This window comes from Paenibacillus haidiansis, assembly GCF_036553665.1.
In the GTDB taxonomy this organism is placed as follows: domain Bacteria; phylum Bacillota; class Bacilli; order Paenibacillales; family Paenibacillaceae; genus Fontibacillus; species Fontibacillus haidiansis.
In genome coordinates, this window is record NZ_JAZHPZ010000003.1 from 263,326 (window position 1) to 284,570 (window position 21,245).

General features: G+C 45.9%; 26 protein-coding genes and 1 pseudogene. 2 read left to right on the forward strand and 25 right to left on the reverse strand.

What is annotated here, in order from left to right; genetic code table 11:
- Window positions 1-71: 71 nt before the first annotated feature.
- The 11 genes from V3851_RS08210 to V3851_RS08260 form a co-directional block, all read right to left on the reverse strand.
- Complete coding sequence (locus V3851_RS08210) at window positions 72-602, reverse strand: DinB family protein (RefSeq protein ID WP_331846039.1); 531 nt, start codon at window positions 600-602, stop codon at window positions 72-74.
- A 50-nt stretch (window positions 603-652) separates the two neighbouring features.
- Window positions 653-1,285, reverse strand: coding sequence for a CPBP family intramembrane glutamic endopeptidase (locus V3851_RS08215; protein ID WP_331846040.1), 633 nt, complete (start codon window positions 1,283-1,285; stop codon window positions 653-655).
- A complete protein-coding gene (locus V3851_RS08220) occupies window positions 1,282-2,079 on the reverse strand; it encodes a sugar phosphate isomerase/epimerase family protein (RefSeq protein ID WP_331846041.1) in 798 nt (265 codons plus the stop codon). Before V3851_RS08220 ends, V3851_RS08215 begins: the two co-directional genes overlap by 4 nt.
- Before the next feature lie 81 nt (window positions 2,080-2,160).
- On the reverse strand, window positions 2,161-2,808 hold the full coding sequence (locus V3851_RS08225) for a nucleoside/nucleotide kinase family protein (RefSeq protein WP_331846042.1): 648 nt from the start codon (window positions 2,806-2,808) through the stop codon (window positions 2,161-2,163).
- 114 nt (window positions 2,809-2,922) lie between these two features.
- A complete protein-coding gene (locus V3851_RS08230) occupies window positions 2,923-3,528 on the reverse strand; it encodes a class I SAM-dependent methyltransferase (protein ID WP_331846043.1) in 606 nt (201 codons plus the stop codon).
- Between the two features lie 53 nt (window positions 3,529-3,581).
- Entirely contained in the window at window positions 3,582-3,965 is a 384-nt protein-coding gene (locus tag V3851_RS08235; RefSeq protein WP_331846044.1) for a RidA family protein, read from the reverse strand.
- A 68-nt stretch (window positions 3,966-4,033) separates the two neighbouring features.
- Complete coding sequence (locus V3851_RS08240) at window positions 4,034-4,324, reverse strand: hypothetical protein (protein WP_331846045.1); 291 nt, start codon at window positions 4,322-4,324, stop codon at window positions 4,034-4,036.
- A gap of 32 nt (window positions 4,325-4,356) precedes the next feature.
- Entirely contained in the window at window positions 4,357-4,836 is a 480-nt protein-coding gene (locus tag V3851_RS08245; protein WP_331846046.1) for a class I SAM-dependent methyltransferase, read from the reverse strand.
- Between the two features lie 19 nt (window positions 4,837-4,855).
- Complete coding sequence (locus V3851_RS08250) at window positions 4,856-5,791, reverse strand: aminoglycoside phosphotransferase family protein (RefSeq protein ID WP_331846047.1); 936 nt, start codon at window positions 5,789-5,791, stop codon at window positions 4,856-4,858.
- Window positions 5,792-5,822: 31 nt separating this feature from the next.
- Window positions 5,823-6,461, reverse strand: coding sequence for a lysozyme inhibitor LprI family protein (locus V3851_RS08255; protein ID WP_331846048.1), 639 nt, complete (start codon window positions 6,459-6,461; stop codon window positions 5,823-5,825).
- A 27-nt stretch (window positions 6,462-6,488) separates the two neighbouring features.
- Complete coding sequence (locus V3851_RS08260; RefSeq protein ID WP_331846049.1) at window positions 6,489-7,061, reverse strand: DJ-1/PfpI family protein; 573 nt, start codon at window positions 7,059-7,061, stop codon at window positions 6,489-6,491.
- A gap of 277 nt (window positions 7,062-7,338) precedes the next feature.
- Between V3851_RS08260 and V3851_RS08265 the strand changes: the two genes are divergently transcribed.
- A complete protein-coding gene (locus V3851_RS08265) occupies window positions 7,339-7,815 on the forward strand; it encodes a DinB family protein (protein ID WP_331846050.1) in 477 nt (158 codons plus the stop codon).
- 45 nt (window positions 7,816-7,860) lie between these two features.
- Here V3851_RS08265 and V3851_RS08270 read toward each other — a convergent pair whose 3' ends face one another.
- The 10 genes from V3851_RS08270 to V3851_RS08310 form a co-directional block, all read right to left on the reverse strand.
- A complete protein-coding gene (locus tag V3851_RS08270) occupies window positions 7,861-8,646 on the reverse strand; it encodes a hypothetical protein (RefSeq protein ID WP_331846051.1) in 786 nt (261 codons plus the stop codon).
- Window positions 8,647-8,888: 242 nt separating this feature from the next.
- Window positions 8,889-9,611, reverse strand: coding sequence for a hypothetical protein (locus V3851_RS08275; RefSeq protein ID WP_331846052.1), 723 nt, complete (start codon window positions 9,609-9,611; stop codon window positions 8,889-8,891).
- Window positions 9,612-9,672: 61 nt separating this feature from the next.
- A complete protein-coding gene (locus V3851_RS26950; protein WP_414859286.1) occupies window positions 9,673-10,089 on the reverse strand; it encodes a DUF2569 domain-containing protein in 417 nt (138 codons plus the stop codon).
- 160 nt (window positions 10,090-10,249) lie between these two features.
- Complete coding sequence (locus V3851_RS08280; RefSeq protein WP_331846053.1) at window positions 10,250-11,386, reverse strand: amidohydrolase family protein; 1,137 nt, start codon at window positions 11,384-11,386, stop codon at window positions 10,250-10,252.
- Window positions 11,383-12,447, reverse strand: coding sequence for a pyridoxal-phosphate-dependent aminotransferase family protein (locus V3851_RS08285; RefSeq protein ID WP_331846054.1), 1,065 nt, complete (start codon window positions 12,445-12,447; stop codon window positions 11,383-11,385). The genes V3851_RS08280 and V3851_RS08285 overlap by 4 nt, the downstream gene beginning before the upstream one ends.
- Window positions 12,431-13,222: an ABC transporter ATP-binding protein gene (locus V3851_RS08290; protein WP_331846055.1), complete on the reverse strand. Its 792-nt coding sequence runs from the start codon at window positions 13,220-13,222 to the stop codon at window positions 12,431-12,433. The genes V3851_RS08285 and V3851_RS08290 overlap by 17 nt, the downstream gene beginning before the upstream one ends.
- Before the next feature lie 2 nt (window positions 13,223-13,224).
- Entirely contained in the window at window positions 13,225-13,983 is a 759-nt protein-coding gene (locus tag V3851_RS08295; RefSeq protein ID WP_331846056.1) for an ABC transporter ATP-binding protein, read from the reverse strand.
- Complete coding sequence (locus V3851_RS08300) at window positions 13,983-14,846, reverse strand: ABC transporter permease (protein WP_331846057.1); 864 nt, start codon at window positions 14,844-14,846, stop codon at window positions 13,983-13,985. The genes V3851_RS08295 and V3851_RS08300 overlap by 1 nt, the downstream gene beginning before the upstream one ends.
- Complete coding sequence (locus V3851_RS08305; RefSeq protein ID WP_331846058.1) at window positions 14,843-15,823, reverse strand: ABC transporter permease; 981 nt, start codon at window positions 15,821-15,823, stop codon at window positions 14,843-14,845. Before V3851_RS08305 ends, V3851_RS08300 begins: the two co-directional genes overlap by 4 nt.
- Complete coding sequence (locus V3851_RS08310; RefSeq protein WP_331846059.1) at window positions 15,820-17,436, reverse strand: ABC transporter substrate-binding protein; 1,617 nt, start codon at window positions 17,434-17,436, stop codon at window positions 15,820-15,822. Before V3851_RS08310 ends, V3851_RS08305 begins: the two co-directional genes overlap by 4 nt.
- Before the next feature lie 254 nt (window positions 17,437-17,690).
- On the opposite strand from V3851_RS08310, the gene V3851_RS08315 reads away from it, so the two are divergent.
- Window positions 17,691-18,716 (forward strand): TraB/GumN family protein, encoded by a 1,026-nt coding sequence (locus V3851_RS08315; protein WP_331846060.1) that lies wholly within the window; start codon window positions 17,691-17,693, stop codon window positions 18,714-18,716.
- Between the two features lie 12 nt (window positions 18,717-18,728).
- Here V3851_RS08315 and V3851_RS08320 read toward each other — a convergent pair whose 3' ends face one another.
- The 4 genes and pseudogenes from V3851_RS08320 to V3851_RS08335 form a co-directional block, all read right to left on the reverse strand.
- Window positions 18,729-19,382, reverse strand: a complete 654-nt coding sequence (locus V3851_RS08320) for an HD domain-containing protein (protein ID WP_331846061.1) — start codon at window positions 19,380-19,382, stop codon at window positions 18,729-18,731.
- Window positions 19,383-19,517: 135 nt separating this feature from the next.
- Entirely contained in the window at window positions 19,518-19,697 is a 180-nt protein-coding gene (locus V3851_RS08325) for a hypothetical protein (RefSeq protein WP_331846062.1), read from the reverse strand.
- 312 nt (window positions 19,698-20,009) lie between these two features.
- Window positions 20,010-20,211, reverse strand: a pseudogene (locus tag V3851_RS08330) (ATP-binding protein); the annotation flags it as partial.
- Entirely contained in the window at window positions 20,208-21,227 is a 1,020-nt protein-coding gene (locus V3851_RS08335; protein WP_331846063.1) for a hypothetical protein, read from the reverse strand. The gene V3851_RS08335 and the pseudogene V3851_RS08330, both read right to left, overlap by 4 nt.
- Window positions 21,228-21,245 lie beyond the last annotated feature (18 nt).

The following is a 21,245-nucleotide window of genomic DNA, read 5'->3' on the forward strand; positions in this document are numbered from 1 at the left end:
GGTGTATTGCAATTAAACTACGAAAAGGAGTGCTTGACGTCTGAAACGAATAGCACTCCGATTAGAGTCCGTTAAGTTGATTTCATTCTCTTGCTTATCATTCTAATCTGACCCCGATGATTGATTTCATCTTCAAATACATGAAACCACATAAAATAGTAATTGGCCTGTTTGTTGTACCAGAACTCCTCCTCCCGGTACAGCCACTCGTCATTAACGGTTTTAAACAACTCAAACGTGCGGTTTCTTACAGTCTCCAACTTCTCCAGATAGTAATCGAGCGGATTCCCTTTTATCTTCTCGCGCCCTTCTTCGCCAAGCATTAAAGCCGGCCCCCATACCGCCATTTCTTCATCGTTCAGATCTCTTTGCTCAAATGTAGCAATCTGGTAGGCATACTCCACCGCCGCAAAATGCAGCAGCAGGGCGCCGATGGAATTGCTCTGTGCAACAAGCAAGAAATCCAGTTGCTCTACAGATAAATCGGAAACCGCTTCGAGGGTCGTAAATCTGGCGTAATTCATCATCGAAAGCAGCCTGCTAATTTGCGGCGTATAACCGGAATGATCGGTAATCAGTAAAAGTTTGTCCATATCAAGCATTGGCTTTCCTCCATAAACTTGTCCACATAAACGGGATTATAAGTGCTATTTTATTTGGCTAATGCTAACATAATAAATCCAGAAGCTATATCTATTAGGGTATGTACTAAGATTGCCGGGAGAATGCTTCCGTTACTCTTTTTCTCCGTTATATAACCGAATACATAGCCCATTAAGCCTGCATTTAGCATCAATAAAACGAACACGCTTAAAGGCGTATTTGTATTGATAAATGTAAAGTAATGGGGTGCTATGAAAATAATAGTTTGTATAACATTGCCTTTTGTAAAACCGAATCTGCGAATCAGCAATTTTCCCAAAAAACCACGAAAGAAAACTTCTTCACTAATTCCCGCTTGAAGCCCGAACAACACTGAAGATGCAACCAAAATAAATACTGAACCTGTATCCTTTGCTTCCTTTAACGGATTCATTGTCAATCCATTCGATTGCTGAAACCAGAAAACTATTACAATTATCGAAAATACGTATGCTATTGAAGAAAGTTTAATAGCATTAACATAGCTTCCGGCAGGAGGCTTTTTTATACCTAAATACTCGCTAAGTCCTTGTCTTTTTCTGTGAAAAGCCAAATAAACGATTATGGGTATTACCGATAACAAAGCTAACTTAAAGATTGCATTGATAAGTGCATTGACAAGGAGTATCAGTCCTTCCATCATATTATTTCCCTTGTATAAAATGGTAATTTGGAAATGGAGTCCTTTAACGCAGAGCTAGTCTTTACTTCCACAACTACCGATAAATTGCGATCCTTTGCAAATTGCAAACGATCTCCCAGCGGCACCTGCCCGCTGAATAACGGCTGATGATCCGATTTCCCGTTATAATCATGTATATGCATGTGTCTTACCTTCTCTGAATGCGCCAAAATAAATGCTTGATCCCCGTAACCTCCTATGGCGTCATGCCCAACATCCCAGGTGATGCAGAAATGATCATAAATATCGCTCAATTTCTCCAGAGCGCGCCGAATAAACGGGATATGAAAATTGGACGTATTCTCAATGCATAGCTGTACGGATGTTTGTTCACATAATTCATATAATTCCGAACAAGAGTCTAACAACAATGCAAGGAAACGTTCTTCGTATTGCTCGTTAATCCAAACCCTTGTATGCGGCAATGTGAAATAAATTCCGTTATTGATGTGCATATTGACGGTTTTGATTTCGGCCGCTTGGGCCCATTTAATCGTTTCTTTGCAGCGCTCGATATGCCCCTTTCTAATAGGTTGATGGAATGAGGATAGGTCAAGCTCCTCCGGTAAATGGATTGTGAAGTCAATGCCATGATGTTTCTTTAGCTTTAAGATATCTTGTGCGGGCAGGGTCTCGGGGAGAAATATAGGCAGGTTCATGTTGAGTTCCACAAACTCTAGCTCCAATTCCTTGCATAATTGAATATTGTCTTGAATATTGCGGTATTCGATTAAAGTAGGCATTCCCAGCTTCATTCGGTAACCACTCCCGTTAGAGTTTATAACAAAGCTTCTATCTTAGGCGCCTGACTTGATGTTATCTTCCTGATTATACCACTAAAGCTGCCGTTGATTTTCGATAAAATCCGATATGTTTACGACGATTTCATCTATACTTTCATTTGCATGTACAATCAAATCCGCATTCGCTTTGACCTTGTTTCCGACCTCCCGATACATCTCTTTTACTCCCCGATACATGTAGTCGAATAAAAAATGATCCAGAAAGCCAATTAGCGCTTCCGGATCATTTCTAAGACAATGGATGAGATTATGAACTCTTCTTGCCAGTGCAACTTCTGGCTCAACATCGAGGTAAACCACAAAATCCACAAAATTCATGATTTCCTTTCGCTCTTTTCCGAACGGTTCCTCCACTATAATGAATGAACTCGGCATAATCATCTCTGCCTTGCTTTTGTCATGAGCAATTCCATATTCTTCTGCCCAACCGTTTCCCTTTCTTAATTCAACCGGCTCTCCGTTTAACAACTGCATCAGATGATGTTGGAGTAATGGAGTCTTTATGACATTCGGGTCTCCCCCCTCCCTTAACCAAGCATTTAGATCTTCCGGGAAATCCTTTCTTGATGCATAATCGTCAAAATAAAGAGCCGCGCATTTCAATTTTCTCGACAACTGTGTAACCACTGTACTTTTGCCTGAACCTGAATACCCGCTAACAGCTATAACAGTTGGTTTCATACGAACCATCTCCTCAAAAAAAATATGAGCCCGGCCTCCATTAAAGGAACCGGACTCATTTGGATATATAATACCATGGGATATAAGAATTGCAAGCCCTTTTCCCCCCACTCCTTAAAGCTGCGGCCTGGCCCGGACCAGGTGAACCATGTTCAGCCAATGGCTTTCCATTGAATCAATGTTCATCCCCGATTCCCGGAGGAGTCCTTGTACATCTCTGGTTTGGTGGCAGCCGTAAACACGATACAATAAGGGATTGAACGTCCTTTGAAGGACGGAAATAACCGGATTTGAACTAATTCCGTGCTCCATTAGCAGAATACGGCCATCCGGCTTGCACCACCGGTTCATTTTCCGCAGGAGCAGATGCGGATTATCGTAACTGCACAGGGATAAGGTCGAAATCACGGTATCGAATGATCCTTCATCGAAGTCCAGCTTCTCCATATCGTCGCAAATAAACTCGGCATGAATACGATACTGATTTGCGCTCTGCCGTGCTTTCTCCAGCATGGCATGACTAAAATCCACGGCGGTCACTTCTACTTCCGAAGGGTAAAAAGGGAAATTGGCGCCTGCTCCTACGGCCAGTTCGAGCACCTTCCCCCGGGCATGGCCGATTAGCTGTTGGCGAAACTTTTTTTCTTTGGGATCTCCAATTCTTTTGGCGTATTGGGCTGCTTGATTATCGAAAATTTTAATTAATTTCTGTTTCTTCATACAGCTTCCCCCTATCGACCGTTGAGTTGCTTATCCCTTCCAATTTCCTGCCTTTACGGAATTATAGCCTGAACTTCAATTTCCACCAGTAATTCGGGTTCAATCAATGCTTTAACTTCGACCATGGTCGCAACGGGCTTGATGTCTTTGAAATACTCTCCATGCGCCTTCCCGATTTCTTCCCACTTGGAGATGTCGGTGACAAACATTCTTGTTCTGACTACGTGCTCCATGGCTGCCCCTACTTCGGCCAATGCTTGCTCAATCGTCTGCAGCGCTTGGATCGTCTGCTGATACGCATCGCCGATCCCGATGATTGCTCCGTCTTTCATGGCGGTAGTACCCGCAACTTCTACGATGTTGCCGACTCGAATGGCTCTGCAATAGCCCACGACCGGCTCCCAGGGGGAGCCGCTAAATGTTCTTTTTTTGTCCACAGCTTTAAAATCCTCCTGATGAAAATAAAATGGCCGCAAATAAAAAGGTTCTCTTCACCTGACTCTCGCTAATTTTTACGGCAAATATAAAGTCCGTGATTGCTCATTCCCAATATGGATGGTTCGGAACATGTTCTCAAATGATAGGCGACCCATTGATTAAATTCCTCTTCGTTTAGGTTGTTAATTCTATTTCTCATAAGTATGCCAATTCCGTCAGTTGCAACATGCTCGAGCTTGGTAACTTGATGACCTTCAAATAATGACTCGATTTCACCCGGGGAATGAAAATAAGCGTCCGTCCAAAAGCAATCCTCATCCCGCGCATCAATCCTGCCTTGATCGATAATTCTGTCCATCCATTTCTCATCGAGAAACTTGAGATCATTCATTACCAGATGAGGCAGTATAAAAAACGATTCACATAAGCTACGGCCAGAACGCCATTCGGTTTCAGCACTCTCAAGCATTCATTTATACATTTCCGTTGATCGGCCGGTTCGACGAGATGATACATCGGCCCCAAGCATAACACGGCATCAAAGCTCCCGGCGGCAAAAGCGGAAAGATCCCTCGCATCCAATTCACGGGCTCTAATATTTTCAAGTGCTGACCGATCAATCTTCTCTTGAATATATTGAACAAGCTTCGGCGTAATGTCGGTCGACGTTACGGTATTTCCCTTTTCCGCATAATAAAAAGAATAGATTCCCATTCCCGCCCCAAGTTCAAGAATATCACGGCCATTCGATATGTATTTGTCCAGCGCGTATGTAGTCGTAATAAATTCGAGTCTCCTGGAGTTGTCTGTCGTGAGTCTTGACGATTCGTCGTAGTCTTCGTAATAGCTTACAACCGCGTTCAAATTCATGAATATCTCCTCTCAATTCTCAATCAAATAGTTTATTATTATTTATTCGATTCAGAAGACCTCTACCATACTCGCATACCCTCGGCGAATTATTCTGAGTCCCCCAGTAAATATCGCCGATAGCCATCTTAATGCAGCATATTTTGATTTGCGTATTCTTCTCCTGCAGAATCTCCGGTCCATAGCCGGCGAAAAAAGCCTTCATGGCGGATTCGTCTTCCGCGAAATATCTCTCAAATAGAATCGAGAAAGAATCCACGTCAATCCCCCATAACATATTCTCAAAATCAATCATCCCCGTAAAAAGGCCGGCATCGTTCACCAGCCAATTTCCGGGAGTTGAATCCCAACTGACCGGTACAGGTTTGCTGTGCTCAAATGCGGAAGCATGCTGCGAAGCCCATTCCGCAAGCTCGGCTTCCGGAGGTGCCAATAATCCGTTTTGCGCGCATTTAATTGCAAGATCGCTTATGGCATTACTTACATATTCAACGGGGTCACTATGGTGATACAGCTCAATGGGGTTCCCGTCTTTATCGGGACGGCCGAACCATTCACCGGTTCGCGAACGATGTATGGATCTGGTCAGTTCACCGGCTCTACGATAAGCGGCTTCTACCGCTGCGGCATCCAACTTTGTTTCTCTCATGACCGTGCCGTCCAGAGCGGTGATTAGAATGGCTTGCCACCCGTCCCCCTCAAAAGCCTGAATAAGCTTCGGTACATAAGGCTTCAAATGCGGGATCCAGTTACGATAAGCATAAACCTCGGGGTGCCATCTCTGTTTTCGAGTGTAGGTCTTTAAGTAATAATAATTATCGGCGTTGCTCGAATAAAGCTTCCAAACTCCGGTGCGGATATTCCTGAGGCGATAGTTGGCGACTATTTGGAATGGACCGATGATGCTCTGGACGATTTCGTAGAGTTCAATCGGAACTATTTCTAACTGATTCATAGGGCCTCCTATATGAACGGTCTAAACTAAACTATTTACTCTTATATAAAAATTCGACGGTACCGCCCAGCATGGAATCATATTCAAGCAGCTGAATGGTTCTGTCCCTAATTCTGAGCTTGATGGATATGGCCAGATTGACTTGGCCTTGAGAGCCGATATTATTATCGGAATCCCCAAGAAAGGTTGCCGCTACAAATTCCGTTTCTTTTAAGTGATGCTCCAACCAGCCTTTCTGGGATTCAATCAAAAGGTCCTTTTGCTCCTGATCTAATTTGGACAACAGTTTGTTATAGACGCCATTCAATTCTTTGTCCCAGATATCAATGTATCTCTGCTCAAGTTGAATCCAGCCCGTCGTTGAAAATTCATCGGAATTATTAAATGTATCAAATTCTTTCTTATAATCTTCATCAATCGGATTGGAGTTGATCGCCTCCGAAAATTCACCCGATAAATCGTAAAATCCATAACCGATTAATCGATCACCGTCGGCTTCCGTTTCTTCCGATGACGCTGCTTCTTGTGAAATGTCTGAATTAGCGGCTGTTGTTGAGTTATTTACCGGCTTTGCGGTATTCTCGTTTGAACAAGAAGACAGAAAGACTGCTGCCGAAATAATTAATATTAATTTGATTTTGGGGAATCTGTTATTCTCACAACTGTACATGACATCTCCATCCTGTCTGTAAATTATTTATCTATCCATAATATCATTGAATAACCTCGCCTTCTCCTCGTTCTTTCCGCGATAAATTCCCAGATAATCGAAAATTTCAAAGGAGAAGTCGATAAATGCACGACCCTTGGCAGTAATGATATGACCATCTCTAACCACTCGTTTATCGATGTGATTTTCTCGCGGAAACGGATCATCTACGCCTAATTGAATGATTCGTTCCATGGAGCAAGAAGTAGTATAGCGGCAAGTATACAGGAGGCCGGCTCTTCCCAAATATTGCGGGCCATTGCAGATCGCAGCCAGCATTTTCCCCTCTCGATCAAGCTTGATCAGGAGTTCGGTTAATGCTTTCCGTTGGTTTCGAATCGGGCCGCCAGGGATAATAAGTCCTTCAATATCATCAAGCCCAATTGCTTCATCGAGGGTTAAATCAGGTTTGTAATGCAGGCCCGATTCGCTGATTACAACTCCACAATCATACCCTGCGGATAACACTTCTTTTTTGCCGACATTTTTAATTTTGTGCAAAGCCAGCGTAATTTCAAAATCGGCAAAATCTTCAGATATAAAACAAAGGATCTTCCCCATCTTTGGTCTCCTTGTTATTTCTTTATTTACCCCTCATGGGGAATATTAAAAATGACCCGGCCTTAGATCGTATTAATCTGAGGTCGGGCCATGCGGTATCTACCTATTTTCTTACATTATACGGGAAAGTCTCATTTTTTTAAATTGACATACATCACCCAAACGGTTTCTCATGTATACTGTTTATAGCTGACTTCTATTTTTTCGCTGCATTACTGTTATAAATCTTTTTTGAGGTATAATTGACCTGAAAATATAAAGTGTGGAGGAAATCTTGATGAATGCAAATGAGCTCATAATCATGAACTTTGAAGAAATCAGACGCAGAAGTATAAAAGTGTGGAAAGCGATCCCCCAACACTTGTTAAATTGGAAGCCGGATGAAGAAGCTATGACTTGCGCTGAAATGATCAGACATCTATTGGAGGCTGAGTATCTTTATCACCAAATCCTTTTGAGAAGAGGCAGTAAAGGACTAAGCGATGTACCAAACCCCTTCGATGCAAAAGAATTCACAACCGTCGATGAAGAACTTAAATTTGCCCAGCCTTATCGGGATGAATTCTTGAACTATATTAAGTCCATAAATATTAACGACTTTGAAAATATAAAAATAGACCGCTCCGACGTTGGTTATGTCAGAACACTTGGAGACATGCTAATGCGTATCGGTTACCACGAGTCTGTTCATACCGGCCAATTATTGGACTATATGAGAACCATGGGGATTGATCGCCCGTTAATTTGGGATTAATAATTGCGAGGCCCAGGCTAGTGGATTTCCTGACTGGGCTTCCCCCTAAGCGTTAGTGGTAAGACCATTAAATAGCCACTTATTATCCTTTTTAACAAAATCAATATAGATTGTCCCATGAGTATCATTGAAAAAATGAGCAAATATAGTTTGGAACTTTACTTCGCTTTCACCATACCCGGCACCCCAATATTCCAGGTTACCTAAATGAATTCCTTTAAGAAAATCCCATCTAACTTCTTCTCCGCCATAAGTATAAACGACCTGATTTTTTTCCTTATCAATGATTACTCCTGGCGCCGCAACGGATTCCAAGTAAGCATAATCATGGCTTTCCATCGCTTGCATAATCTTGAAGGATAGATTCATCGTCTCTCTAAGGTCCATCATAAATGTTTCGCTGGGTACTCTTTGAAGTCTCTTTACTTGTTCTTCGAGTTCAGCCTTTTCTTCTAATATCCCAGCAGTTTGAATAACCGCCAAATCCGAATTCTCTTCCTTTTCCGAATTTACTTTTGTAGTGCCGGTATTTGTACAACCAACCAATATAAAGCTAATTAATACGGATATCCAAAACCCTTTATTTCGGAGCAATATGACTAGCCTCCTTGGCATCATATTTCCAAGCCTCTTCCATGAATTATACATCCGGAAATTAAAGGAGCATATGTCATCTTCGATTATAATTCTTTTCTCCCCGAACCATAGGTACAGCCAGCCTGCGATGGAGCTGTCGTGGTTTGCCTCCTCCGGAAACCGCAGCAATAGTAATGATCTTCGGCTTAATAGTATGTATTGTCTTCTACCTCCCATTTTCTTCGGGAATTTCAAATGCTCCCCCTCCAATACCCTTCAGCAGTTTATCCCTGTTTTTGTTGATAACCCAATGATCATGCTTCAATATGGATTCATCGCGAACTCTTTATTGTCCCATGTTTTAATATCATATTTTCGCAGCAGTTCCAGATCTTATTCATCCATTTTTTTATATTGAAAAGTGGAACGTTCACCTATGGTTGCATCGAAATCAAATCTTTTGCCTTCCATGTGCCCATCACAACCTCCTCGAAAGCTTATTTATTACTGTTTTCAATCTTTTCGTAAAGGTCTTTAAAATCTCCTTGCTCATTTAAACCATCAATCAGATCGTTCAATCCTGTTTTCCCGACAATGGTATACCATCTATTTACTTCATAATTGGCGCTTTTATAATTTTCTCCGGATTTTTTCGCATCATAAAAGGCACTTCGATCCTTCAAAACGTCAAGATCATTCCTATTCTTTGCATGTTCTTCGCCGCCGACAATTCTTTGATCGACTAACGTCGCTAATCCTTCATCAAACCATACGGGAAATCGACCTTTGTTCTTGACCCTTTTCCTTAGTTCAGCATGCATTAACTCATGCGCGATGACATCCTGATTAAAACCGCTTGGTCCAATTACAATATAATTTCCCCAGTACATATAGTAGGTTTGACCGGTTGAATGTTGTGCATAACGTTCCAAGGCTTCCCTCGATTGAACAAAGATGACGGTAGGTGTTGACTGGATTTCGTCAAAATAGTCCAGTAATCTCGTCTTTGATTGCTCAAGATCCTGATATAGTCTGTCTTTTGTCTCCTTGGAAATACTCTGCTCCATGTAAATATGATCGTCGTACTTTAACATATTCGAGAAGCCCACCAGCATCGCATTCACCGGTTGAGGTGTCATCACGTAATAAACAATAGCTAAAGCAATAATTAGAACGAATGGAATGACTATCATCAATATTTTATTTCTTTTCTTTGTCATCACTTTTTTCTCCCTAGACATTTTGGTCTTTAAGCCGTTTGATATATGTATAAATGTTCGTTTATCTTATAAACGTATTCTTTACTCGTTCCGATTGCAGAAAATATGGAATCCAAATTAAACATGTAATAACGGGTCTAACTAGATCTCTTATTAAACTTCCTGCTTGACCGGGAAAAGCAAAATATACAAATATATAGTCGATTATAGTTACCACTAGACTGGCGGAATAGAAAATAATCATTAAGAGCGGAACTATTGATTTTTTTCTATAAAACGAAATAAGGATATAAAAACAAAAAAGGATCAAAGAGATATTGTATATCGTTTCGAATATAACCAAGGACTTCCAAAGAGGATGGAATAACTCCCAATTATCGCTAAAAGTCGGAATGAAATACATTATCAAATCTTTGATTACTGTAATAATAGTTACATACCTATTTGTACTAAAACCAACAGTCCGCCTAATCCCGATGCTCCCGTCTTCATGAGGTACACTCCTCCGTAATAAAGTACAGTTCTCGCAAAAAAACGACCCAGCCTTAGATAGCTATGATCTCAGGCTGGGTCGTTCTTCCATGATTATACATCTTGCATTCAAGAGGCGGTAGCCTCAAATCCCGGGCATATCGAATTTATTTCGCTCCGGCGATGACGGAAACGATGCTTTGTTGCAGTTGCGCCGCATTACGAGCTTGATAAGGGTCGGCATCAAAAATAACCGCATCCGCAAGGTAACCTTCCGCAATCTGCCCCAACTCGCCTCCGCTGCCGAGAATTTCGGCGGCGGTCGACGTGGCCGCGCGCAGCGCGTCGGCCCATGACAGACCGTATTCCGCCAAGGTGTCCAGCTCTTGAAGGTTGTGTCCGTGCAGTCCGGGCGTGGCGTAATCCGTTCCGAATCCGATGCGGACGCCCGCCCTCCGGGCATATTCGATGGCTTTAGGATGAGCTTCGGCGGCGCGGGAAGCACGTTCGCAAATCAACTGATTCAGAGCCAACACGCCTTTGGGATCGGCCGCAATGCGATAAATCGATGTCGTGGGCACAAAGGCGACGCCGGCTTCGGCAAGTCTGCCGGCCTGATCCTCCGTCATAAACATGCCGTGCTCGATCGATTCCACTCCGGTATCGATGGACCAGTCGATGGTCACTCCGCCCCACGTATGAACCAGCACCTTTTTGTGATTCTCATGTGCGAAGCTGACGATGAATCGGAACTCTTCTTCGGAAAAATTCGGCTCAAGCACCTTTTCGGTAGGTGCTCCAAGGCCGCCTGTGGCCATGATTTTGACCCAGCCCGCGCCCGTGCCGAAAATCTCCGTCAGCCGCTCTTCGAGATGCTCGAGGCCTCGCGCATCCGCGGCTCCCAGCATATCGCTGCAGGTCTGCACCTTTAAGGGGTGCCCGTAGTGCTGTACGATATGCCGGACCGTAGCGGGCCGAATTCCGCCCGCATCCCTCGCCGTCGTCACGCCGGTTCGAAGGGTCGCTTCAAAAGCCTGCGCCTGCATCACTTCGATCTCATGAGGGTCGCGTCTCAATTGATCGGCATGATCAAAATCCGTCCAAGCCAAATGGGTATGCAAATCAATGAACCCCGGACCGATCCATAAATCCCGGCCCGGTTGATCCGTTTCGGCACGGAGCGGGTCAGCTTCGACGATCGAGGCGAAGCGGCCATCACGAATCGAAATGTCGAAACGTTTTCCCGCAATACCCACGATGTGAATTTGATGAAGGGTCCGCGCATCAGATGCTTTATTGATCATCGGCCATACCCCCAAACCTGCGAAACCGCCTTTATGGCCTGTTCCGGTTCTTGATGCAACAATTTGGCGAGAGTGCGGATGGCTTCTTCAACACTTTCCCGGCTTGCATTGACGCCAAAATGATTGATTCTGAGCAATTGTCCGAACAACTCCCCGTCTCCGGGTGCGACGATGCCTATCGGCTGATCAATCCGCAGGCCCGGCGTTCCGGAAATCCGGACTGTCGTTGTCAGTGTGGAATAGAATCGGCCATCCTTCTGCCAAGGCTCAAGCCCCAGCGCTTTAATGCCCGCAATCGCAGCGGACGCGGCCAATTCATGCCGGCGGATCACTTGCGGCAATCCTTCCTCTTCCACCCGCGACAGAGCGGCGATCAAAGCTCTCGCCTCCAAGGCGGGAATATTGGGCGGCACCCGGACCGGAGCGCTTCCCGACTCGTCCGGCTTCAAATCCAGCAAGGACAAAATCGAGTTGCGAGGCGCATTCGGGTTCGACTCAAGGAATTCCCAGCCGCGCGGCGAGATGCTTACGGCGCTGACGCCGTTAGGGCCGGCCAAAGCTTTTTGCGCACCCACGGCCACAAAATCGGCTCCCCAATCATCCACCAACAGCGCCTCTCCCCCTACCGCCGAAACGGAATCCATCACCGTAATGAGATTGAAGTCGCGCGCAATCTTTAATATTTCTTCGGCCGGGTTGGATCCGCCCGTCACCACTTCAGCTTGAACAAAAGAAAGCGCACATGGCTTATGCTTTTCAACCGCCGCTTGGATTTCATTCGCGGAAACGACCTGATCGAAAGGGACCTCCACTTGGACGACCGTGGCGCCGCCGCGCTCCAGCCACTTGCCAAACAAGCTTCCGTAAGGGCCTGTTACAACGTTCAAAATCGTTCGGCCTGGTGCGGATATCCCGGCCGCCATCGCCTCAATGCCCAGGATCGCTTCCCCGGGGATGATCACCGGTGGATGCTGGGTGGCAAGCAGCTTGGAAAGCTGACGGGTCAGTGTATCGAAATCGGACCCCGTAAGCGGTACATATCCTTTATGTTCTCGGTTCATGCTCAAGCAAACCTCCTGCTGTATTTAGTTTCGGCATTCGCGGAACAGCGGATAACAGCTCGCGGCTATATGCCGTTTCGGGCCGGGCAAAAAATTGATCCTTGGCATTGATCTCCACAAGTTTCCCCTGCTTCATCACGGCTACGGTATCGCTAATATCATGAATAACCCCTAGGTCATGGGAAATGAACAGCATCGTAAGATGAAGCTCCGCCTTCAGTGAGTTGAACAATTCCAGCACGCTCCGCTGCACGGAAACATCCAAAGCGCTCGTCGGCTCATCCGCGATCAATACGCTCGGCTCCACGCTTAATGCGCGCGCAATCGCGATCCGCTGGCGCTGACCGCCGGAGAATTCATGAGGGAATTTGTCCAAAGCGCTTTCGTCCAAGTGCACGCGGGCCAGCAGCTCTTTGCACCGTTCCGCGACCTGGGTGCGGTTCACAATGCGATGGAACAGCAGCGCCTCGGAAAGAATCTGTCTGATCGACAGCTTGGGATTCAGCATCGCATCCGGGTTTTGGAAGATCATCTGGATCTTTTTATACTGCTGTCGGCTTCGCTTCCTCTTCAAGGGTTCCGAATCCAGTATAACCTCCCCCTCATGGGGTACAACCAAACCGGCAATGACTCGCGCCAGTGTGGATTTTCCCGAGCCGGACTCTCCGACAAGCCCCAGCGTCGTATGTTTCGGCAAATTCAGATCGACTCCATCCAGTGCGGTGAATGCGCCGTATTGCACCGTAATATTATTAACTTGCAGGGCTAATTCCATCTTCAGTCGCTCCCTTCAAGCTCAGGCACGGGCAGCACCGAGTTCATCAGCATTTGAGTATATGGATGTTGCGGGTTTTGCAGAAGGGTATAAGTATCTCCCTGCTCGACGATCTTCCCCTCTTTCATCACGCAAAGCTTGGAGCACATCGCCGCCGCAATGGCGAGATTATGCGTCACAAACACCATCGCAAAGCCAAGCTCCCGCTGCAAGGCCGAAATCGTCTCGATAATTTGCCGCTGCACGGTGACGTCGAGCGCCGTGGTCGGCTCGTCACAAAGGAGAATCCCCGGCTTGCAAGCCAGGGCCATGGCGATGACGACGCGTTGACATTGTCCGCCCGACAACTGGCTCGGGTATCGGTCGGCATCCTTCAAGGAAGCCGGCAGTCCGAGCATTTCGAGCAGTTCCAGCGCAGCTTTCCGGGAAGCCTTGCGGCTCAATTGCTGCCGGTAGTAGACGACCTCCGTAAGCTGCTTTACAACAGGACAGAGCGGGTCAAGCGCCCCTCGCGGGTCCTGAAAGACCATGGCGCCGGTCGCCTCTTTCTTAATGACTCCTCCGACCTTCTCAATGCCGCGCGGCAAGAGTCCCAGAATCGCCCGCAGCGTAAGCGATTTTCCGGAGCCGGATTCTCCTACCAACCCAAAGGTTTCTCCTTTGCCTAACGAAAAGCCGACATTGTCGACCAATATTTTGTTCGGTTTGGCCGCCAGGGACAGCGATTCTATTTCGAGAATCGGACTTGTACTTGTTGTCATCATTTTTTCCTCCATAGGTCCGCCAGTCCGTCGCCCACAAGAGACAACGCAATGCCCGTATACACTACCGCGAGTCCCGGAACCGCCGAGAGCCACCATGCGGTGGTGATAAAAGGCTGCCCGTCGGAAATCATCGTTCCCCAGTCCGGGGTCGGCGGCGCAATGCCGATGCCGAGATACCCCAGCGTGACGATGGCTACGAGCAGTCCGACCATATCCGTCATCAGGACGACGATCGCTTGCGGCAGCACATTGGGCAGAATATGGCGCAGCATGATTCTGATCCCGGGCAGGCCCAAGGTTTGGGCGGACGCTACCCATTCCTGCCGGCGAAACGAGGCGGTCAAACCTCGGGTTACGCGGGCAAAAACAATCCAGCCCACCAGTATGAAGGTAATATAAATGCCGCGCTGTCCCGCTCCGCTGGCAAAAGCCACGATGATTACGATCAAATAGAACGGAAAAGCGATAAACGTATCGGTGACCAGCGAAATGACCGTATCGACCCATTTGCCGTAGTACCCCGCCAGCATGCCCAGGAATATACCGGTGCAAAACGGAATGATTTCGGCCAGAACCATAATGGTCAAATCCGTCCGCGCCGCGTAAATCAGTCTGGTGAATAAATCGCGTCCCAGTTGATCCGTCCCCAGCCAATGCTCAGCGGAGGGAGGCTGCAAAAAAGCGCTCAAATTTTGCCCAGAAGGATCATACGGACTGATAAACGGAATAAATACAGCCAGCAGAACAAGCACGGCAAGCATAATACCGCCCGCCAAAAGTGTAGGAATCCGCCATATTCGGCTAAGGCCTCTCTTTTTGCTGTCCTCATGCAATTGAGTGTTTATGGTTATCGGTTTCATGGTTTTCCTTTCGTTCTGGGATCAAGCCACCAGGATATAATCTCAACCAGGAGGCTGATGATCACTACGCCTATCGCGCAATAAAGCGCTATTCCTTGAATGACCGGAAAGTCCCGGTTGGAGATGGAAGTAAACAGCAGGCTGCCGATCCCCTTGATGCCGAACACCTGCTCAACGACCAGGGTGCCGCCGATCAGATACGAAATATTTACACCGAGCAGCATGAGCGTCGGAAGGGCCGCGTTACGTACCACATGCTTGAACATAATCATACGGCTTGGGATTCCCGCAGCCTTCAAGGTGACCACGAAGTCGGATTCCAGCACTTCAAGCATCTGCACTCTTAACGAGCGCACAAGGGTGGGAATCTGCGAAAAGGCGACGGTAATCGCCGGCAGCATCAGGCTATGCAGTGTGCCGATCCAGCCCTCGCGCACTCCTCCGACAGGGAACCAGCCCAGACGAACGCTGAACGCCAAAATTAAAAGTAAGCCAACCCAGAAGATTGGCATACCTAAGGTTACAGTCGGAAAAACACGTATCAAGTGATCCAGCAGCTTGTCCTTCTGCGTGGCCGCCAGCGTAGCAAGCAACAGAGCGATCACAATCGCTATGACACAGGCCATCCCAATAAGAAGCAGAGTAACTGGGGCCCGTTCGGCAATCAGCGCTCTAGTCGAGGTCCCGGAAATGATGGAATTCCCGGTGTCTCCTTGCGTAAACACGGTCTTTACGAATCGGACGAACTGCTCCCCTAGCGTGAGGTCCAGACCGAGAGTATGATGTATACTCTCGATCGCCTCAGGCGTGCTGTACTCGCCCAGAATCATTTTTGCCGGGTCTCCCGGTACGATTCGGATGAGGAAAAAGACGGCTGTCATTACACAGAGGATGACGACTATCGCCCTAACGATAGCCGTTATAAGCCAGTTGTACGATGTTTTGTTTGCTATCGACTTATTTAGCAATTTCATCATTTATGGATACGAACTTCTTCGAAGCGAAGGCTGCCGTTAGGCAACACAACGAGGCCTTCCACGGAAGAACGAACACCTTTCAGAATATCCGGATAATACAGCGGAATGTATGGCGCTTCATCCGCCAGGATTTGCAGCAGGCTGGAGTAAACAGCGGCACGGTCCTCTCCGTCCAGCGTTTTTTGCCCTTCATGCAGAAGTTTGGTTACTTCGTCATTCGTATAATGCGTCCAGTACGATTTGCTGAAGCCTTCCGGGTCGGTTTGGAACGCAATGATCGAGTTCGCATCAGGTGAATCGGCCTGACCGCTGTTCAGCATGATGGAATAATCATAAGCGAAGAACCGCTCGCGGAACGTAGCCAATTCAATCGATTCGATTTCAATGTTGATCCCGATTTCCTTGCCTGCGGCCTGAATGATTTGCGCTTCCTGCGCTCTTGTGCTGTTGCCGGACGCCACAAGCAACTTGGTGGTGAACCCGTTAGGGAAGGCCGATTTGGCAAGCTCCTCCTTGGCGGCGGCCACATCGAAATTCAGCGGCTTGATCGTATCGTTGGCGTTATAAGGAATCGCCGTCGGCAAAAGCGAATTCGCGGTTTGGGCATAACCGAAGGTAAGCGCGTTGGTCAAACCTTCCCGGTCGATGGCCAAAGCCAGAGCGCGGCGAACATGTACATCGGAGAAATGCTCGTCCAGCGTATTAAAGAACAGCTGCTCCGTTACCCAGCTCCCGTTCGTCAATACGGCGGTGTCCGGCCCCTGCTTGATTTCATTGGCATTTTGCAGAGCCAGGGACTCGATTGCATCGACTTCTCCGGCCTTAAGCTGGTTGATGGCCTGACTGTCGTCTTGAATCAGCTTATAGACAAGTTTATCAATGTACGGCTTACCTTCCTGCCAGTAGTTTTCGTTCTTGACAAAGGTCACGTCGCCCGCCGGATCCCAGCTTTCCACAACGAACGGTCCGGTACCGACCGGATTCTTGAAGAACTCTTCTTCGGAAGCTCCGCCGAAATTGTTCGGAATAATCCCGTTAGAGAAGTTGGAGAGTTCGGAAATGAAAGGGGTGTACGGCTCTTCGAGCGTAATCACCAGCGTGCGGTCATCCTGCGCTTTGACTTCCTTTACCTTAGCCGCGATCGCCAGCGGGCCGCCGACCTCCAAATGCCGCTGAATCGAGAATACGGCATCCTCCGCCGTAACATCGGTGCCATTGGAGAATTTCAGGCCGTCGCGCAGCACAAACGTATAAGTCAACCCGTCATCGCTGATGCTGTGAGATTCGGCAAGCCAATCGATGATTTCCCCGTTGCTATCAAATGTAATCAGGGATTCAAATACCTTATCAATCGCAAAAGCATTGTTGGCCGTAATCTGATTGTGCAGATCAAACGAGTTCACCGAAGCGGGCCGGCCATATACGAAAGTTCCTCCGACCGCCGGCTCGTTCGTGTCAGCATTTTGATTCGCGCTTTGGTTGGTGTTTTGCTGGGCTTCTTTATTTTGATTACCAGCATTACCTCCCGAGCATCCGGCAACCAATACCATTAATAGAATTGCAGACAAACCCAATCCAAGCGATTTCTTAAAAGATGCTTTGTGCTTTAACATAATTGCCCCTCCTATCCGATAAACCCTATCTTTTTAGTATGGTAAGATTATGAGCTAGGACAGTACATCTGTCAATCAAAATTTCACGATAATGACTCGGTCGAGTTTATTTCTTCCATAGCAGGAAATGAATCCGTTTTATTGGGATGAATACATACAAAAAGAGCTCCAACAATTCCCATATCATGGAACACTGATAGCACTCACTAATTCATAATTTGGATAGAAGCAGCTACATCTTATGAACCAAAAAAATGAACCTTCGCTTTAGTCCGAACAGATCATTCGGCAGGCATTATCTTTATGATAATGTGGTTCTTGATAGTTTAATCCTGAGGATTGGAGTAGAGAACCCAGTGAAAAGCAAAGTAAGCATCTTATTTCTGGCGATTTGTTTAACGTTAATGAACGCGGTCCCTGCCCCCGCTCATGCGGCGGCCAATGGGCATACAAAAGCGTTATGGGTTTGGGATTTCTATGAAGCGGCAGCCAATTCGGACAAGATTACGGAATTACTGCAGTTTTTAAATGAACAGGATATCAATCTGTTGTTTATCGGGACAAGGAAAACCCTGCCGGATCAACCCGCAACTTATGAAGAACTGATCCGAAGAGCGCATGAACACGGGATACGCGTATTTGCGCTGGTCGGCAGAGCCAACTGGGCACTGGAGGGCCATCATCGCGAAGCATTGGAGGAAGTTCGCCAGGTGCTTTCTTTTAATACGTCTCACCCGTCCAGCAAATTTGACGGAATCCAATATGATATTGAACCGCACACACTCCCTGAATACAAAACCAAAAGAGGCTCCGTTTGTTATCAATATATACAGGTATTGAAGAAAATAGCGAATGAAATCGCCTTGAGTGGCGATAATCTGGAGTTTAATGCGGCAATTCCGTTCTGGCTTGCAACGGGAGAAAACCCGGTCATTGTTGAAACCGGCGGAGAGAAAAAACCACTGAGCTATTTTGTATTGGACATTGTGGACACCGTTACGATCATGGCATATCGTGATACGGCCGAGAGACAAATTCGCGCAACACAAGCGGAAATCGATTATGCGGCCAATATAGGTAAGAAGATTTACATCGGCGCGGAGACCAATGCTCCCAACGGCGACACCATCCCGAGTGAAATTACCTACTATAACAAAGGCTTGGATTATATGAATCAGCAATTAGACGCGGTAACGAGTTACTATTCGAACCATAGCGGGTTCAGCGGCGTGGCCATCCACAACTACCCGGCATTTAAAGCAATGGCAGAAAGTAACTAATAAGATGGGTGCTTAAATATCTTTGTAATCTTTCATTTCCCATTCTTCACAAAATTGAGTCAAAAAATCCAGCATAAATTGATGTCTCTTTGCCGCTATTTTCTTGGCGTGTTGCGTATTGAGCAAATCTTTAAGTTTTAATAATTTCTCGTAAAAATGATAGATTGCCGTTTTCTTGTCTGATCTATAATCAAGCTTTTCAAAAGTTTCAAAATCCGCTTCCGGATAATGCAGCAAATGCCCCTTGAATCCTGAGTAAAGAAATGTTCTGGCAATTCCGATGGCCCCTAATGCATCCAAACGGTCGGCATCCTGAACCACTTTTCCTTCAATGGTCTCCATTGGAGGATTTTTTCCGCCGTTGAAGGACATTGTAGCGATGATTGTCATTACTTCTTCTATGGTTTTAAGCTCAACCCCCTGTCCCTCCAACCAATGGCGAACCTTCCATAATCCCGCTTCCTTGGATTCGTTTAATTTTTCGTCGGCCACATCATGTAAAAGAGCCGCCAATTCACAAATGAACGGATCGGCATCTTCATGCCTGGCTAACTCTAAAGCAAGCCGGCGCACCCGATGAATATGCCACCAGTCATGGCCGCTTGTATCGGATTCCAATTGTTGCTTGGCAAATTGCTCGGCTAATTTAATAATTTCTGCGTTCATTCGCTTGCGTTCACCTTCGTGAGCAAATCTATAACTCGAGTATAACGCAACCACCCGATATCCATCCATTCAAAAAGCCCTTGATCCCAAGGGCTAAAATCATCGTATAAACTTGCACGTTCCAACTCGGCCAATTTAATACATGCGCTCCTCGCCGGTAACCGGATTTTTGAACGCGGAATCAATATCGCTGCCATTAAACTCCTCCGCAAACTCGGAATCATTCTTCCCGGCTTCGAGCGGGTTGTTTCTGTTCAATTTCTTATCGGGCTTTGTTGTTTCAGTGTCGGTTGTTTTCTTCGGCTGTTCATCCATGATCCACATCTCCTTTAACGGCAATATTTACGCTGTAGGATGTGTTTTTTCGGCCTTTTTTATGTACTCGTCCATTAAAAGTCCATCATAGATAAGGTCTTCATATTCCGGTTTGCCTTCTAAAATATTCATGAACTTGTAAGGAGAGGTATTATTCATGAGCACATTATTGCCGGGAGGCGCAAATTTCCACAGTATGTTGGGAAGCAGCTGCAATACGTATATCACAAGACCTATAATGGAAAATCGGATGTCATAATTTCGCATTTTCCCCTCCAAGTTTAAGCTATGCTATTTACATTCCGTCATTCGAACAGCATAATCCGCGATTGTTTCCGTAATCGCATATTTAAGTGTATTCGGCCCTTCTAAGGGGCGTAGTGATTTATAATGCGTATTGATGAACTCAGCGTGGTTATCCTGATCAATTCGGATTGAATTTGTCAGTTCCTGCTCCAATTGCCGTTTTGCCGCTGTGCGTTTTACCTACGGTCATAATGACTAATCTTTTCAATCAAAGCCCCCCAATTTACTGTGAATGCTCGCAATATTATTTTTAACTAAAGCATTATAAGCATTTATCGACTTCCATATCAATTCCTCATCCTTAATTCCATAGTGTACCAATAGCTTAATCGGGAAAAAGATGCCTTCCATAATCGATATTCTTACATCCTCTACAAATTGCATATAGGTGTATTCGTTCTTGATTTTGGCGCAAAGCGAACGATAATATTGATCAAAAATACGGAAAGTCTCTTCCCCGCCATGAAATAAATCATGCACAAAAAGCATAACAAAGTCGTCGGTACATAAGCCTACTTTCACGGCTTCAAGATCGATGATTACGGGTTTTGCATGATCGGTTGTAGGGTACAACAAATTGCATACGTTAAGATCGCCGTGAATATATGTAATGTTTCTATAGCTGGATATGCGATCCAGATGATATTGAGCATTTTCACGCAAACCAATTAAGCTCTGCTCATAGATTCTGAAATGATCTTCCCCGAGGTTATAAGTTTGTTGCCTCCTAAATTCAAGGTAGTCCCTCTCCAAGTAATCAATATGCTTTAAATACTCTCCGACATTCTCCAAATGCTTAGGAACCAATAACTCCTCTGATCCCCAGGAGACTGCATGGAATTGTGAAATAACTTCAATAATATTTGCCAGTTTTCCAGAATCGATAGGTACTTTCCAATCTGCAATATTGTTGTGTGTGGAAGATAAATCCACCATCAACAATATCCCCTCACCCTTAGCTTCATCATATTCATTGAACATTACCTTCGGAATAGAAACCTCTTTTGTAAAGAAGTATTTGTAAATCCTATTTTCATATGGAATTCCATTGGATTTCGTGCATTTTTCCAATAAGGATAGAACGCCGTTGTGCTTCGTACATAAATCTATTTTGGTTAATGTCGCCCGGCTTCGAGCATCGGGTTCTGTTCTCTTAATATTCAGTACGTCAGAAACTCCATGGTCTCTTAGAATGTATAGCAATTGATCATTACTTAACGTCATTTCATCTCTCCATTCTTC